The organism is Paraburkholderia sp. GAS33, from assembly GCF_050436645.1.
In the GTDB taxonomy this organism is placed as follows: domain Bacteria; phylum Pseudomonadota; class Gammaproteobacteria; order Burkholderiales; family Burkholderiaceae; genus Paraburkholderia; species Paraburkholderia phenazinium_B.
In genome coordinates, this window is the sequence record NZ_JBNDMP010000008.1 from 39,831 (window position 1) to 57,061 (window position 17,231).

Genomic DNA, 17,231 nt, shown 5'->3' on the forward strand with positions numbered 1-17,231 from the left:
GAAGTCGGAGATTAAGCGCTTAATCTGTTCGGCCGAAAAAAATTGACCGCGTGCGATCAATGGCCTGCAGCGTCTCCGAAATCTTGCTGTCTGTGCGATTAATGGTGCCGTGCCTTCATGCCGGACGCAAATTTTGAGAAACAGTCCCACATACTGAACAACCATGCCAACACTGAGCGAAGTCGCACGCCGCGCCGGTTGCACCCCCGCCACGGTGTCGAACGTGCTGCGCAATCGCGGCCGGGTCGGCGCGCAGACCCGGCAACGGGTGCTCGATGCCGTCGAAGCGCTCGGCTATCAGCCGCATCTCGCGGCACGAGCACTTGCCGAGGGCCGTGCGCCAACCATTGCATTGATGGTCTCGAGCATCGCCAACCCGTTCTATCCCGAGTTTGCGCTGGCGGTCGAGCGTGCGGCGCGCAGCAGCGGCCACTTTCTGATCATCTGCAATACGAACGAAGATCCGCTGGCAGGCCGCGCGTATCTGGAACAGATCGCCGGCACGCTCTCCGAAGGCGTGCTGGTCATGAACGCGAATCTCGACTTCGCCGATCTGCACAAGACCGAGGCGCGCGGCGCGCCGGTCGTGCTGTGCATGTGGGAACGTCCGAACGAGCCGCCCGGCCTGCCCTGCGTGGCGGTCGATTTCAGGCTCGCCGGGCAACTCGCTGGGCAGCATCTGCTTGAACTGGGGCATCGGCGCATCGGCGCCATCGTCGGCAGCAAGGTGGCCGGCATCCATGCAGCACGTTACGAAGGATTCCTCGACGCGCTGCGCACTGCCGGTCTCGATGTCGCGGATTCGCCCGTGCGCTACGCGCCGGACACGACCCAGGGCGGTTATCGCGCGACCCGCGAATTGCTCGAAGCGGATCCCCGCCTGACCGCGATCCTCGCAACCAACGACCTGCCCGCACTCGGCGCCCTGCATGCGGCCGCCGATCTCGGCTTGCAGGTGCCGCATGATCTCTCCGTGGTCGGCATCACCGACATCCGGCTCGCCCAGGAATCGCGGCCTGCGCTGACCACTGTCGCCGTGCCGACTGTCGAAGCGGCCGAACTGGCGGTGTCCTTGCTGCGTGAACTGATCGAGGCATCGCCGCGTGGCGTGCGCGCTAACGGCGACGCGCCGCGGATATGTGTCACGTCGGAGCCAAAGCTCGTCGTGCGCGGCTCGACTCGCGCGCCTCGCACCGCTCAGGGTTCCTGACTATTCGCTGGCCGGCCAGGGCAGATGCGGCGCGGACCAGTCGAGTTCCGTGCCGACCACCGAGCGCATTTGCGGCGACTGGATCGCCACCGTCACCGCGACGCACGGCCGTCCGCTCGCGAGCGACAGGTAAGGATTACTGGCTACCGGCACGCCCGGCAGCAGCACCGCGTTGCGGAAATACGGGCGATGGTCCCAGCGCGCATCGCGCGGATCGGAGACCGGCTGCAATGTGCCGGCAAGGCTCGTGCTCGCGACGCCAGCCACTTCGGGTCCGATCTGACGCCCCCGGTCATCGAGGATGAAGCAGCTGATGCAGAGGTCTTGCTGCGACAGATCGGCAAACGCATCCTCCATGGCGATGCCGCTCAGCAACGCATCGGCGGCGCTGCGCAAAGCGAACCGGTACGGCTCGACCTTGTTCTCGAACAGCGCATGCAGATGTGCGCGGCCCTGCGCAATCACATCGAACGAGCGGTCGATCATCCGGTTGACCGCGTCGGGCGGCGCGATTCTGGCAGCCGGCCGGCCCAGCAGATAACCCTGCGCGAAATCGACATTCGACTCGACGGCCAGAATCAGTTCCTCGGTCGTCTCGACACCCTCGACCACCACCAGCATGCCCGCCTGATGCAGCAAGGAAACGAGTTTGGGCAGGATCGAATGCTGGGTGTCCGGAATCGTCGCGCGAATCAGCTCGCCGTCCAGCTTGACGAAGTCCGGACGGATGCGGAACAGCCGGTCCAGGTTCGATTGACCCGCGCCGAAGTCGTCCACGGCAATCAGAAAGCCGTGCTGACGATAACGCGCCGCGGCACGCGACATCTCGTCGACGCTGCCGCCATGCGACTCGAGAATTTCGAGGACGATCTTCTCTGGCTCGAGTGCGGCCGAGCGCACGATCGCCGCAAGCTGGTCGGCGTACCCATCTGCGACGAAAGTGGCCGGCAGGATGTTGAGAAAGATCCACGCTTCGTCGGGTATCAGCCGTTGCGCGTTGCCAAGGTGCACCACGTGGCTGGCGCGATCGAGCTCGCCTTCGTCGCTGAGCGGCCGGGGCGCAAACAGCACCGCGGGCGGCACCAGTGAACCATCGCTCTGCTCGCCGCGCAGCAGCGCCTCGAAGCCGACCTGCTTCTGATGCGACAAGCTATAGAGCGGCTGAAAGTGCGACGTCAGGTAGTAGTCTTCCCATTTGGGCCGTGCGCTTCCCGACGGGTCGGCCGGGTCGCCGACAAACAGTAGCTGCAGCGGATCGAACGGACTCGAACGCTCGGCACAGACGCGATTTCTGCCGGACTGTTTGGCGCGCAACAGCGCTTCGTCGGCGCGGTCGAGCAAGGCCATGATGCTCTCTCCCGTGCGATGCTCGGCCACCCCGAAGCTTGCAGTCACGTAACCATCCGGGCGAGCGATACGGGAGACCGCGCCGCGCAAACGTTCAGCCAGTTCAAGCGCGGACGCCAGCCCCTCGCGCCGCAAGATCGCGAACTCCTCCCCGCCGATACGGCTCACGCTGTCCTGCGCGATGGTCTGATCCATCAGCACCTGGGCGACTTCATAAAGTGTCTGGTCGCCGGCAGCGTGGCCGAACTGGTCGTTCAACGACTTGAAATAGTCGATGTCGACAAAAATCGCGCAGACCTTGACGCCTTCAGCGAGCGTCGAGAGGCGCCGCTCGGCCTGCTCCATGAAGGAGCGGCGGTTTTGCAGGCCGGTCAGCGGATCGGTCGCAGCCAGCTCGGCAAGGCGGTTCTCCAGCAGGAAGTGATCGCGCCGGAACCAGTAGAAGCCGAAATGGAACACCGACGCAGTCGGCACGCCAATCGCCACCCATAGCAACGTGACGACGTTCACATCGTGCGCATACCCTTGCCTGAACAGTAGCGGTAAACCGCTTGCGTAGAACACGACTGTGCCGACAAAGAAGTGCGTCGGCGTGAGCCAGAGCGGCGCCGCGCAGATCGGAATCACCAGCAAGGCCGGCAGCGCCCACAGTAACGGCTCATTCAGGCCATTGACGTTCAGCGCGATCAGGATCACCAGCACCAGCGTAAACCCAACCCCGAGAGCGCCAAAGATTCCGGTGGTGCGCGCCTTGCGCACGCCCGCCACCAGCAGCGCCAGCATCGCGACACAGGCGAGCCGGTAAGAAATGGAAATGGTGGGGCCGGCTACGAGGCTGCGTGCCAGCACGAACAACAGGGCAGCCACGACCGTAGACGCCATCGTGATCGTCGAAAGCGGGCGCTGCTGGTCAAGCGAACGTCGATGAAAGCGGTCACGCAAATGGGCATCGGTCATGTGTTGCGCGTGGATGGGGAGCATGTTGATAGAAGTCAGCCTGGTTCCGTCACTCTGCCGCTGGTTAACGGCATATGTCTGACAAATATTAATGCCCTCATCAAAAACAAATTTCCGCCGGCGAGCGGCGCCGCTCCGGCCACGCCGTTGGGCGGCGCGCAGGTCACTCTTACCGCAAGCAAAGCGTCGGCTAGCAGAGCACTTATTCGCGGCGCGGCAGGTGCGTCAATGATGCAACCGCACAACAGTCCTATGCGTCGATCAACGGGCTCAAACCGTTTCAATTCGAGGTCGTGCGTTTTCGTCCTCACGCTGTGCGCCTTCATGCGTAACGGATCGGAAAAAAATTCGCGCAAAGTTTGCTTCTGTTATTGCGCAGTGTGCGTAAGGCCATATAACTTCACGCCGGACGGTGGTAGCGAAATATTTATCTCTTAAGTAGACTGCAGATAAAGAGGCGCCGATCAACATACAGCACGCAGCACAGGTAAAAACAACCGTCGGCACGTGCCACGCACGCCTTACCAAAAATCACTTTCAGATGTCCGGCTTCAGACACCCGTTTTAACGACGGATAAACAGCAGACGGTCATCCTTTTCGGAAAACATGGTCCCTATTCTCGACTACCTGCTCGACCGCCAGATCTCCCCTCAATGGCGCGGCTTGCTCACTGCATTGGCAGAAGAGTTCGAAGCGCAGATCGGGCAAGGCGAACTGCGTCAGTTGATGTATCGCGTCGGTTGCCGTTTTGCAGCGGCCCATCCCTTGCCGCCCTGCGGCTCGACTGCCGATCTCGCCGAGGCATTCAACGCGCGCTGGCAGGAAGCGGATTGGGGTTACGTGGATCTTTCCGACGAACCGGATTACCTGCGCATCGCTCACTCGTGCGCGCCGTTGCATGCTTTCGGCTCCGCCGCGCTCGGCTGGACGCCCGCCTTCCTCGAAGGCGTCTATCAGACCTGGCTCAGTGCACTCGGTGCAGAGGGTCTGTCGGTCGCGCAAGCGAGCGAGTTCGATGAGCACGCAACGATCGAATTCAGGCTTGGCCGCCAGCCGGCATGAGCCCAGTCAGGGGATGGACTTCTACTGGCTGTGACGGCCAGTGGAAACGGGCAACGCAAGACAACACAGACATGAACAACATGGCGGCGACATGAGTCCTTCGAGCGATATCGAAACCCTCTTCGGGCATTTCGGCGGGAATGCCCGCGACTATCAGGAGATCGGTCGCGAGAACGAGGCCAGCACGGCGCGCACGCGCTGGCCGCTGCTCGTCACGCTGGATCTGACGCAACCGTCGATTCCGGCGATCGTGCAACGGCGCGATGCTGCTTCGAAACAGGCCGACGACGCCGCGCAGGCGCAGGCGCAGGCCGCTGCAGACGACAAGCCCGAGGCGTCCGTCTCCGCCGACACGCCGCTGACCGGGCCGGCGCTGATGCGCAGCAAGGCGCCGTTGTTTGCGCGGCCGCATCGTCGCAACATTCCGCCGGTTGCCAATGTCGTGAAAGCGGACGGACCGCGCGGTGCAGAACGCTTTTCGGCGTTGCCGCAGGTTGCCGATCCGCAGGTCGCCGCAAGCCAGACCGCCGCGCCGGTAGCAGCGGCAGCGGCCGCGGCCATTGCACCGGCTGCGTCGAATCCGACGGTCCCGCCCATCCCGCCGGTCGTGGCATCGACAGCTCCCGGTTTTGCTTCTATCGCTCATATGGCCAACGTGCCGCCGGTAGTGGCTCCGGCTACTGTGCATGCTGTCTCCCCGCAACCGTCGGTTGCGCCCGCTCTGCGCGCGTTCGCACCACCCGCCGCGCCACTGTTTTCTGCAAAGTTCGCGGGAGCCGGTGTCTCGCGCGTCCCGACCACCTCGTCCAGCTTTACCGCCGGGACGCCGCGCGCAGCTGTAGCGGCACCCGCACCCACACCCGCCCCGGCAGTCGCCACAGCACAGCCTGGGTCGATCCTCGGCAAGCTGTTCAAGCCGGCCGCGCAAAACCCGGCTTCAGCCACCGCAACACCCGCGCCTCAAAACACAGCGGCACCGCTCGCTTCAGTATTCGATCGTTTGCGCGGTGAGGCACCCGCCGCGGCAACGCCTGCTCCTCACTCGTGGCTGACCAACGGCCCACGTCGCTCATGAAAGTCATTGCGGTCGTATCGGCGAAGGGTGGGGTCGGCAAGACCACCCTTGCTGCCAACCTGGCTTCCGTTCTCGCCACCAGTGGCCGGCGTGTGATCGCGCTCGACCTCGACCCGCAAAACGCGCTGCGCCTGCATTTCGGTGTGCCGCTCGACAGCATCGACGGCCTCTCGCGCGCCACCCTGAGCGGCGACGCGTGGCAGAGCATCATGTTCGACGGCGTCGATGGCGTCACGGTGCTGCCCTACGGCGCCGTTCTCGAAGACGACCGCCGCCGCTTCGAAGCGCACATCGATCACGATCCGCTGTGGCTCGCGCATGCGCTCGCCACGCTACGGCTCGAAGCCTCCGACATCGTGGTCATCGACACACCGCCAGGCTCGTCGGTGTATACGCGCACAGCCCTGTGCGCGGCGACCTTCGCGCTGAACGTGGTGCTGGCGGACGCCGCCTCCTACGCGGCGATTCCGCAGATGGAGCGGATGATCGAAACCTATGCCTCGCCGCGTCCGGAGTTCGGCGGAGTCGGCTACGTGATCAATCAGGTCGACCAGTCGCGCCAGTTGACCAAAGACGTCCTCAAGGTGCTGCGCCATCTGCTCGGCGACAAGCTCTTCCCTGGAGTCATCCATCAGGACGAAGGCGTCAGCGAGTCGCTTGCCTGCGACACCACGCTGATTCACTACGATCCGCTTAGCCAGGCAGCCGTCGATTTTCGCTCCTGCGGCCAGTGGCTGATGTCGCGAATCGACGCGATCGCTGTTTCGCCGAGGAGTGTTGCATGAGCACACCGCAATCAGAGGGCATCGATACCGCCGCGCCACCTTCGCGGCTCGAGCGCATCGTCGACGCGCGCCTGTGGGGCAGCACGGTCGTCTCCGTTTGCCTGACGCTGTTTGCGCTGGTGATCCTGTACTTCGTGTTCACCGTGCCGCTGGCGTTCTACGAGCAACTGACCTTCGCGACCTGCTGCTTTATCTGCGCGCTGCTGTTTCGCCGCCTGCAGGGACGCTATGCGACGCTCGTCATGATCATGCTGTCGGTGGTCGCGTCGGGCCGTTACATGTTCTGGCGGCTGACGGCCACCACCTACTGGGAGCATCCGCTCGACGCCGTCTGGGGTCTGCTGCTGGTATCGGCCGAGGTCTATTCGACCATCGTGATGATGCTCGGCTACTTCCAGACCGCCTGGCCGCTCAAGCGCGAGCCGATGCCCTTGCCGGCCGACCGCAACGCATGGCCGACCGTCGACGTGTTCATCCCCACGTACAACGAGCCGCTCTCGGTCGTCAAACCGACCATCTACGCAGCGCTCGCACTCGACTACCCGGCCGACAAGCTGTCCATCCACGTACTTGACGACGGCCGCCGTCCCGAGTTCAAGGCGTTCTGCGAGGAAGTCGGCGTGCACTGGACGATCCGCACGCACAACCGCCACGCGAAGGCCGGCAACATCAACGAAGCACTGAAGATCACCAGCGGCGAGTACCTCGCGATCTTCGACTGCGATCACATCCCCACCCGCTCGTTCCTGCAGATCGGCCTCGGCTGGTTCCTGCGCGACAAGCTGCTGTCGATGCTGCAGACGCCGCACCATTTCTTCTCGGCCGACCCGTTCGAGCGCAACCTCGGCACCTTCCGCAAGGTGCCGAACGAAGGCGAACTGTTCTACGGCCTCGTGCAGGACGGCAACGACCTGTGGAATGCGACCTTCTTCTGCGGTTCGTGTGCGTTGCTGCGCCGCTCGATGGTGGAAGAGATCGGCGGCATCGCGGTCGAGACCGTTACCGAAGATGCGCACACTGCGTTGAAGCTGCACCGCCTCGGCTACACCACCGCGTATCTGGCGATTGCCCAGGCGGCGGGGCTCGCTACAGAAAGTCTCTCGGGCCACATCGGCCAGCGGATCCGCTGGGCGCGCGGCATGACGCAGATCTTCCGGATCGACAATCCGTTGACCGGCAAAGGCCTGAAAATCGGCCAGCGGCTGTGCTACCTGAACGCGATGATGCACTTCTTCTACGGTGTGCCGCGCCTCGTGTTCCTGACTGCACCGCTGTCGTTCCTGTTCTTCGGCGCCCACGTGATCGAAGCCGCGGCCGGCACGATCGCGATCTACGCGCTGCCGCACATGATGCATGCGAGCATCACCAACTCGCGCATGCAGCGTCTGTTCCGCCATTCGTTCTGGGCGGAAGTCTATGAATCGGTGCTGGCCTCGTACATCACCGCGCCGACGCTGCTCGCGCTGATCAACCCGAAGCTCGGCAAATTCAACGTGACGGCCAAGGGCGGCCAGATCGAAAAGAACTATTTCGACTGGGCGATCTCGCGTCCCTACCTGTTCCTGCTGCTGCTGAACCTGCTCGGCTTTATCGTCGGACTCGTGCATATCTACCTGCGGTGGGACGTGTCCAGCGAAGTCAAAACCACCGTGCTCAATCTGGGGTGGACCGGCTATAACATGCTGATCCTCGGCGCGAGCGTGGCCGCGGCAAGCGAGCGCCGGCAGATTCGCGCCGTGCACCGCGTCGCCATGAAGATGCCGGTGATGCTGAAGTTTTCGACCGGCCGCACGCTGGCTTGCCAGACTATCGACTACTCCGAAGGCGGCGTCGGCGTCGAGTTGCCGAACGGCATCCAGGTGCCGATGCACGAACGCGTCACCGTGTCGCTGTTCCGCGGCGATGAGGAATACGCGTTCCCGGCCACGGTCGGCTTCACGGCACCCGGCCGGGTCGGCTTGCGCTTCGATGCCATGTCGCGCGAGCAGGAATACGAGTTCGTGAAGTCGACGTTCGCGCGCGCCGATGCCTGGATGGGCTGGGCCGAAGGCCGTCCAACGGACACCCCGTTGCGTGGACTCTCACACGTCCTGCTGGTCGGCGTACGCGGCATCGCCGGCCTGTTCGAACACCTCTATGAAGATCTGCGCGGCTCGATGCGAAGCCGCCCTATCGATGTCAAAAAGCTGGAAACGAAAAAAGACTGACTTATGGGCCATGGGATTGCGCGGACAGACCAACAACACTTGCAAGGCGAGCACGGCATGACAGGATGGGCATTGCGCTTGCGCTCTAGCCGCCTCGTTCGCGGACTTGCCTTATGGCTGGCTTTTCAGACCGCGTTCGCGGTGCCGCTGGCGTCGGCTGCGGAGCTCGTCGCCGGTGCGCCGCATGGCGCCACCGCGCCGCCCGGCACGCCCGACGCCACTGGCGTGGGAAACGTGCCCGCGCCAAGCGCCGCAGTACCGCTCGATCCGAATGCGATCACCCAGCCCGCGCTGGCAACGCCGACTCCGGCGCTCGCGGCGTCCTCGGTGAAAGCGCTCGGCATCAAGACGCCGACCACCGCGGAACCCGGCACGCTGGTATCGGGCGGACGTCGCCAGACGCTCACCTTTGCCGACTTCGGCGCGCTCGATCCCCTACAGTTGCGCGGCACCGAAGGCCAGAACGGTATCGCCTTCTCGGTGCGTAACGACGAAGTGGTGACCGGCGCGATCCTGCATCTGATCTACAGCTACTCGCCGGCTCTGCTGCCGAGCATCTCGCAACTGAAGGTGCTGATCAACGGCGAAGTCGCGGCAACGCTGCCGGTGCCGCACGAGCAGGCCGGCCTGCTGGTGGCGCGCGACGTGTCGATCGATCCGCGCTTCATCACCGAGTTCAACCACCTCAACGTGCAGTTGATCGGCCACTACACCGAACGGTGCGAGGACCCGGCGAACTCGTCGCTGTGGGCCACCGTCAGCAATGCGAGCTCGCTCGATCTGACCTACGCGTCGCTCACCAGCAAGCCCGATCTCGCAGCGCTGCCGCAGCCGTTCTTCGATCGCCGCGATGTGCGGCGCCTCGAGCTGCCGTTCGTGTTCCCGGCCAAGCCTGGCGACGAAACGCTGGAAGCGGCGGGTATCGTGGCGTCGTGGTTCGGTGCGCTGGCTGGCTATCGCGGCGCGCTGTTCCCTGCCCAGGTCGACGAAGTGCCGCTGTCGGGCAATGCCGTGATATTCGCCACTGCCGACCAACGGCCCGCCGGCGTGACGATTCCCGCGATCTCCGGACCGACCATTGCGGTGGTGGACCGCGAAGCTCCAGCGCGCGGCAAACTGCTGCTGGTGCTCGGGCGTAACGAAGCCGAACTGAAAACCGCCGCGAAAGCACTCGGTGTCGGCCAGAGCGTGCTCTCGGGAGAAAGCGCGACGATCACACAACTGAACGAACTCGCCCCACGCGCTCCGTACGACGCGCCGAACTGGCTGCCCACCAACCGGCCGGTGCGTTTTGGCGAACTGGCCGATGCCCGCGATCTGACCGTCTCCGGCTACGATGCCGACGCCGTGCGCGTCAACCTGCGCGTGCCGCCCGATCTGTTCATGTGGCACACCAAGGGCGCGCCGATCGACTTGCGCTACCGCTATACCGTGCGGCCGACGCCGGACCGCTCGTCGCTGAACATCAGCATCAACGACGGCTTCGTCCAGGCGCTGCCGATTCCGGCGCGGCCCGCCTCGGTGTTCGAGCTCGGCCACTATTTCAACAACATCCTGCCGGATAACACCGCTGACGCGCGGCGCACTGTCTATATTCCGCCGCTGCTGCTGACGCCGCGGGCACAGTTGCGGCTGCATTTCTACTACGACATTCCGAACACCGGCGAATGTCACGGCCGCTTGCTCGACAACGTGGTGGGCTCGATCGATCCGAACTCGAGCATCGACCTGTCGTCGTTCCCGCATTACATGGCGTTGCCCGATCTGGCGGCGTTCGCCAATAGCGGCTTCCCGTTCACACGGATGGCCGACCTCTCTGAAACCGCCGTGGTCCTGCCAAACGATGCCGACTCGAGCGACTACAGCCTGTACCTGCTCGAGATGGGCCGCATGGGCGCCTCGACCGGCTACCCCTCTACGGGCGTGACCGTCACGAGCGCCGACCAGGTCGACCAGAACGCCAACAAGGACCTGCTGATTTTCGGCTCTCCCGACCGTCAGCCGCTATTGCAGCGCTGGGCCAAATCGATGCCGTTCTCGAGCGATGGCGACTCGCGCACGTTCGAGCTCTCCGACATCGTCTTCAAGCTGGAAGACTGGTGGCATGGCGAACGCGGCGTGGAACGCGCGCCGGCGCGTGCGGACCTGTCGCTCGTCAGCTCGAACGGCGCGGCCCTGCTGACCGGCTTCGAATCGCCGTTGCAGAAGGACCGTAGCGCCGTCGCGTTTGTTAGCGCCGCGGGCCAGTCGGATGCGGACCTGAGCTCGGCCCTGCTCGACGCCGACGTGTTGCCGCAGATCCAGGGCGCGATGGCCGTGATCCATGGCCGCAGCGTCACGATCACCTCGAACGGCGTGGCTTACTACATCGGCCATCTGTCGCCGCAGGAATACATGCGCTGGGCGCTGTCGTCGCACCCGCTGCTGCTGCTGCTCGGCGGCGTCCTCGCCGCGCTGATCATCGCCGCGCTGTTCTACCGTGCGTTGCGCTCGATCGCCGCGCGCCGCCTGAAGGATTGATATGGCGGTCAAACTCAACACGGCGCCCGTGGCACTTGCATTCGGTCTCGTTGCGTCCATGACGTCAGCGGCCGTCCCGGCTGCGGCCGCCGCGGCTACGGCCCCGGCTTCGACTTCCGCGCAGTGCGACTGGCCAGCGTATCGCACCTTCGTCGAACACTTCGTGCAGGCCGACGGGCGCGTGATCGACTATTCGACGCCGACCCAGCAAACCACCTCCGAAGGCCAGTCGTACGGCATGTTCTTCGCGCTGGTCGCGAACGATCGCGCCACCTTCGACCGGCTGCTCGACTGGACTCGCACCAACCTCGCCGGCAACCAGTTCGACGCGCAAAACCTGCGTCTGCCTGCATGGCAATGGGGCAGGAAGCCGGATGGCTCGTTCGGCGTGCTCGATCCGAATTCTGCTTCGGACTCCGATCTGTGGATCGCCTACGATCTGCTGCAAGCGGGCCGTTTGTGGCGCGACACGGACTATACGAAACTCGGTGAAGCACTCGCCGCGCAGATCGTGAGCAAGGAAGTAACCAGCCTGCCCGGCCTCGGCCCCATGTTACTGCCCGGCCCGCAGGGCTTCCAGGCCGGCGGCGTGACACGCCTGAATCCCAGCTACCTGCCGTTGCCGGTACTGCGTGCGCTCGCCAAGGCGCAGCCGGGCGGCCCGTGGAACAAACTCGCCGACAACGCGTACCAGCTCGTCAAAACAACGTCGCCGCAAGGTTTCGTGCCCGACTGGGCTGCATGGCGCGCCGGCCAGTTCGTGGTCGATCCGAAGAACGGCGACACCGGCAGCTACGACGCGATCCGCGTGTATCTCTGGGCCGGCATGACGGCTTCTGCCGATCCGCTCGCCAAGCCCTGGCTCGCCGCCCTCGGCGGCATGCGCAATCAGGTCGCCCAGGCGGGCTTCCCGCCCGAGAAGGTCGCGGCGACCACCGGCAGCGTCAGCGGCGAAGGACCGCTCAGCTATTGGGGCGCACTTGCGCCTTACTTCAAGGCGCTCGGCGACGAGCGCGGCCTCGGACTCGCGCGCACCCACCTGGCTGCGCTCGACAACCCCGTCGCAGGTCACGAACCAGTCTATTACGATCGTGTGCTGGGCTTGTTCGGCACCGGATTCATCGACGGCCGCTATCGCTTCGACGATGCCGGCCGCCTCGTGCCGAGTTGGAGAAACGCATGCGATTGAGCGCCCTCGCGCTGGCGCTGAGCCTCGCTAGCGTCGCTGCGGCGACGCTGCCCACCACCGCTTTTGCCCAGGCTTCGTCTGATCCGCTCAACGTGCTGATCGATCAGGGCAAGTACTGGCAAGCGCACCACCGCGGCGACCTCGCCGAGCAGGCGTGGCAGAAAGTGCTGCGCATCGATCCCAAGCAGCCCGACGCCCTGTTCGGCATGGGCATGGTGCTCGCCGACCGCAAGGACGGCAGCGGCGCGCAGCAATATCTGGCGCGCCTGCGGGCAGTCGCGCCGAACTATCCGACCATCGACGATCTCGGCCGGCGCCTTGGCGAAAGCAGCGTGCGCGACCAGACCGTCAACGACGCACGGCGCCTGCAGCAAAGCGGCCAGGCGGCGAGCGCCGTGCAGGAATATCAGCGCGCGCTGCAAGGCAAACCCGCTACGCCCGAGCTGCAGCTCGAGTACTACCAGGCACTCGCGGCCACGCCGCAGGGCTGGGACCAGGCACGCCGCGGACTGCAGCAGCTCGCACAACAGAATCCGGACGATCCGCGCTACGCGCTCGCATACGCCCAGCATCTGACGTATCGCGACGTCACGCGTCGGGAAGGTATCGGCCAGCTCGAAAAGCTCTCCGGTGACAACACGGTGGGCCCAGCCGCACGCAAGAGCTGGCGACAAGCGTTGCTATGGCTCGATGCACGCGCCCCCGACGCCCCGCTCTATCAGAGCTACCTGCAACTTACACCCGATGATGCCGCGGTCAAGGCGCGCTTCGATTCGATGGTGCAACAGGACAGCGCTGCGCGCGAACGCGCCCAGCAGAACGCTGCCGTCGATGCACGCGGCCGCACGATCGCCGAAGGCTTCGCTGCGCTCGACCGCAGCGACCTTGCCACGGCGCGCGCCAAATTCTCTTCAGTGCTGGCGAGTAGTCCGAACGATAGCGACGCGCTCGGCGGCATGGGTATCGCCGCACTCAAGCAGGAACACTTCTCCGAGGCGCGCGACGACCTGGAGCGGGCCTCGCGCAGCGGCAACCCGGCACGCTGGAAAGACGCGTTGCTGAGCGCGACCTACTGGACCTATACCAGCGACGCGATCGGCGCCCGCAGCAACGGGGAATTCGCCAAGGCCAAGTCGCTATTCGAGCGCGCCATTGCGATCAACCCGTCCGATGTCACCGCGCAGGTGCTGCTCGGCGAAATGCTGCTGAACAACAGCGATCCGGCCGGTGCGGAACAGGCATACCGGATGGCGCTGCGTCGCCAGGCGGACAACCCTGACGCGATTCGCGGCCTCGTCGGCGCACTTGCTGCGCAGGGACGCGGCGACGAAGCGCTGCAGTTTGCCAATCAGCTCAACGCCGAACAGCAATCGAAGGCAGGCGGTATCGATCGGCTGCGCGGCGAAGCGCAGGCCGCCCAGGCGCGCGCCGCTGAAGCGCGCGGCGATCTGGGCGCGGCACGCAGCCTGTTCGAAGACGCGCTGCTCAGCAATCCTGACGATCCGTGGATGCGCCTCGACCTCGCGCGCATTTACGTGCGCCAGGGTGCGATCGGCAACGCGCGCAGCATGATGGACGGACTTCTGGCGGCCCATCCCGACATGACCGATGCGCTCTATGCGAGTGCGTTGCTGTCGGCGGAAACCGAGGACTGGTCCACCGGCCTCTCGCAACTGGACCGGATTCCGCCGGCCCAGCGCACCGACGCCATGACGACGTTGCAGCACCGCCTGTGGGTACATCAACAGGCGAGCCTCGCGATCCAGATGGCGAAGCACGGCCAGACCCAGCAGGCCTTCGCGACACTCGCCGCCGCGGAACCCGTGGCAGCCGGCAATCCGGAACTGATCGGCGTGGTGGCGTCGGCCTATCAGCAGGCAGGCGATTCGAACCGCGCGCTGTGGCTCGTGCGCAGCGCCATGAGCGCCGCGCCCGGCAATACGGATCTGCTGTTGCAATACGCCGGCATCCTGCTCGCGACTCATCAGGATGCCGAACTGGGCACGGTGATGCGCCAGCTCGCCGGGATGCAGTTGACGCCGCAGCAACGCACCGATTTCGGCAACCTGAATCTGACGATCGTCGTACGGCAATGCGATGCCGTGCGGCAGCGTGGCGACCTCGCAAGCGCTTACGACGTGATCGCGCCGTGGCTCGCGGCGATGCCTGACAATCCGGATCTGCAGGCTGCGCTTGGACGCCTTTATGGGTCGGCAGGCGATGACCGAAATGCGCTCGCCAGTTACCGTGTGGCACTCACGCGCCGCCCCGATGATCTGAGCCTGATGCTGGCGGCCATCCCTGCCGCTACAGGCGCGAAGGATTTCCGTTATGCAGAGGCGCTTGCCACCCAGGCACTGAATGCTGCGCCGGACGACCCCGGCGTGCTGGCAGCCGTTGGCCGCATGTATCGCGCCGAGGGCAAGCTGACGCTTGCGGCCACGTATCTGCAACGCTCGCTGGTCGCGGCCAACACCCCGGTGGGTTTGGCCGCGCCGCGCGCCGGCTCGGCGAGCAATGTGCCGCGCGGCTGGGAAGTGGCCATGCGCCGGATCGGCGCGACGCCGCTGCCCGGCACCAATCCGTTCGAAGGAAAAACCGCCGTCGATGTGCCGGCCGATGCCGCCGGCTCGAGTGGTACATCCAGCGCGGGCGCTGGCTTCAACGTCGGCGCACGGGCACCGGCGTATGCCGCGCCCAGCGCGTCCCCGTATTCGCAGTCTTCCTATCAGACGCAGACCGTGCCGACCTATCCGCCGCCTTCACAGCCCGCGCCGTACGTAGCGCCCTATGTGGCGCCCACGGCGCCTGTCGCGCCTGTGGCCCCGTACACGACGCCTTATGGCGCGCCGTCCAGTGCGCCGAGTTCGAGTAATGCAGCGGGCGGCTACGGTCCCGATGACTCCGGTTCGTCCCAGGCGGGCGCACCGGGCGCCGTGCCCTTGCAACCGTATCCGGGCCAGGGACAGGCGCCGATGCAACAGGCGCCGCTGCCGTATAACGCGCCTTATCCTGCGCAAGCGGCGACGCCGTATGGGGCGCCTGCGCCCTACGTGTCGACGCCGTGGCCGATGTCGCCTGCGGCACGCGAGGCGCAGGCCAATGCAACGGCACAGCAGACTCAGGGCGGCTATGCGCCGCTGCCTGCGAATCAGAGCAAGTCTAGCAAGAAGCAGAAGACGGCCCGCAATCAGGCCACCACGCGCAAGGCGAGCGGCGCGGGACAGGCGTATGCGCAAGCGCCGTATGGCCAGCAACAGGGTTATGGGCAGCAGCCGTATTACGGTCAGCAACCGTATCCGCAGCAGCAGGGATATGCGCAGCCTTACCCGCAACAACAAGGGTACGCGCCGCAGCCGTATCCGCAACAGGGGCATGGGCAACCGGCGTATCCTCAGCAGCCCTATGCGAATCAGGGAGCCTACGCGCAGCAGCAGCCGTATATTCCGCAGCCGCCGGCGGGTTATGCGCAGCCGTATTATCCGCAGGCTCCCGCTGCGCAAGCTGCGCCGGCTAGCGGCGGCAGCTATGCGCCGTCGCCGGTCAATGCTGCTAATTCGCAGACACTTGGTGTTGCCGAGGAACTGGCGCAGGTCAATCGAGAGCAGACTAGTACGGTTTCCGGCGGAATTGTGTTCCGCAATCGTGCAGGCGAAAATGGTCTGTCGGACGTGACCGATATCGAAGCGCCGGTCCAGGGGCGCATTCAGGCAGGCAACGGTCATATCGTCGTTACCGCGACGCCGGTGACTCTGGATGCTGGGACGGCGGACAACGCGGCAACGACGCTCTCACGCTTCGGTTCGGGTATCGCTAGCAATTCCAGCGAATACGGTTCGCAGACTGCAAACGGCGTAGGCCTGTCTGTGGGCTATGAGAGCAGCAGCCTGAACGGTGACGTTGGCGTAACCCCTCTTGGCTTTCGCGAGACCAATATCGTTGGTGGCCTGCAATACAACGGCACCGTAACCGACAAGGTATCGTATTCGCTCGCTGTCGCCCGGCGTGCCGTCACCGACAGCCTGCTGTCGTACGCCGGCACACGCGATCAGCTTGGAAACCTGGAATGGGGGGGCGTGACTTCCAGTGGAGCGCTCGCGACGCTTGCCTGGGACGACGGCACGAGCGGTCTATATGCAAACGCGGAGTATCAGTTTCTAGACGGCTACAACGTCGCGGCCAATAGCGCCATCAAAGGTGGCGGGGGCGTTTACACGCGTTTGCTGAAAGACGCGGACCAGACGCTCACGATCGGCCTTAATACAACGCTAATGGGCTATAACCGGAACCTCTCCTACTTTACGTACGGTCAGGGCGGTTACTTCAGTCCGCAGCAATATGTGATTTTGAATCTGCCTGTGGAATGGACTGGGCGCAACGGTCCCTTTACTTATGACGTGAAGGGGTCGATTGGTGTTCAGCACTACCGCCAGGATGCATCGGACTACTTCCCTCTTGGCGACAATACTTCCGCCGCGTTGAGAAGCGCACTGATTACGGCAGGCACTGCACCGGATTCGGGGGCCATCTATCCGGCCCAGAGCAAGACGGGCGTTGCCTATTCATTTAGCGCGGTGGGCGAATATCAACTCGCACCGCAACTCGCGGTGGGTGCTACGGCGTCGCTTGGCAATGCGTATCAGTATCGTGAATGGCTGGGGGCGGTCTACGTGCGTTATAGCTTTACCAAGCAGATGGGGCTGCAACCGTTCCCGCCGACGCCTTTGACTTCGCCTTATGTTTCGTTGTCTAACTAGCAGATGAAGTGGCGAGGGGTGACGGGGGGATATGGATTTCCCGTGACGGACGTCGCATGTGCCGGCCGGATAACAGATGTCGGTCGAACATGCTACCCGTCTGCTCATTCCAAGCGGGGGT

9 protein-coding genes are annotated in these 17,231 nt (G+C 64.6%); 8 read left to right on the forward strand and 1 reads right to left on the reverse strand.

The window, feature by feature from the left end; all coding sequences use genetic code 11:
- The first annotated feature begins 163 nt into the window (after nt 1-163).
- Entirely contained in the window at nt 164-1,210 is a 1,047-nt protein-coding gene (locus P3T24_RS23495; protein ID WP_429438300.1) for a LacI family DNA-binding transcriptional regulator, read from the forward strand.
- Here the strand turns inward: P3T24_RS23495 and P3T24_RS23500 are convergent, their stop codons facing one another.
- Nucleotides 1,211-3,538 (reverse strand): EAL domain-containing protein, encoded by a 2,328-nt coding sequence (locus tag P3T24_RS23500; RefSeq protein ID WP_429438302.1) that lies wholly within the window; start codon nt 3,536-3,538, stop codon nt 1,211-1,213. It lies immediately after the preceding gene.
- A gap of 583 nt (nt 3,539-4,121) precedes the next feature.
- Between P3T24_RS23500 and bcsD the strand changes: the two genes are divergently transcribed.
- The 7 genes from bcsD (at nt 4,122) to P3T24_RS23535 (ending at nt 17,110) form a co-directional block, all read left to right on the forward strand.
- Complete coding sequence (gene bcsD, locus P3T24_RS23505; RefSeq protein ID WP_429438304.1) at nt 4,122-4,577, forward strand: cellulose biosynthesis protein BcsD; 456 nt, start codon at nt 4,122-4,124, stop codon at nt 4,575-4,577.
- A gap of 91 nt (nt 4,578-4,668) precedes the next feature.
- On the forward strand, nt 4,669-5,652 hold the full coding sequence (bcsP, locus tag P3T24_RS23510; protein WP_429438307.1) for a cellulose biosynthesis protein BcsP: 984 nt from the start codon (nt 4,669-4,671) through the stop codon (nt 5,650-5,652).
- Nucleotides 5,649-6,437 (forward strand): cellulose biosynthesis protein BcsQ, encoded by a 789-nt coding sequence (gene bcsQ, locus P3T24_RS23515; protein WP_429438310.1) that lies wholly within the window; start codon nt 5,649-5,651, stop codon nt 6,435-6,437. Before bcsP ends, bcsQ begins: the two co-directional genes overlap by 4 nt.
- Nucleotides 6,434-8,644: a UDP-forming cellulose synthase catalytic subunit gene (gene bcsA, locus P3T24_RS23520; RefSeq protein ID WP_074268170.1), complete on the forward strand. Its 2,211-nt coding sequence runs from the start codon at nt 6,434-6,436 to the stop codon at nt 8,642-8,644. The genes bcsQ and bcsA overlap by 4 nt, the downstream gene beginning before the upstream one ends.
- A 57-nt stretch (nt 8,645-8,701) precedes the next feature.
- Nucleotides 8,702-11,164, forward strand: coding sequence for a cellulose biosynthesis cyclic di-GMP-binding regulatory protein BcsB (gene bcsB, locus P3T24_RS23525; protein WP_429438313.1), 2,463 nt, complete (start codon nt 8,702-8,704; stop codon nt 11,162-11,164).
- A gap of 1 nt (nt 11,165) precedes the next feature.
- Nucleotides 11,166-12,353, forward strand: a complete 1,188-nt coding sequence (bcsZ, locus tag P3T24_RS23530) for a cellulose synthase complex periplasmic endoglucanase BcsZ (RefSeq protein ID WP_429438316.1) — start codon at nt 11,166-11,168, stop codon at nt 12,351-12,353.
- On the forward strand, nt 12,344-17,110 hold the full coding sequence (locus tag P3T24_RS23535) for a cellulose synthase subunit BcsC-related outer membrane protein (protein ID WP_429438319.1): 4,767 nt from the start codon (nt 12,344-12,346) through the stop codon (nt 17,108-17,110). The genes bcsZ and P3T24_RS23535 overlap by 10 nt, the downstream gene beginning before the upstream one ends.
- The last annotated feature ends 121 nt before the right edge of the window (nt 17,111-17,231 follow it).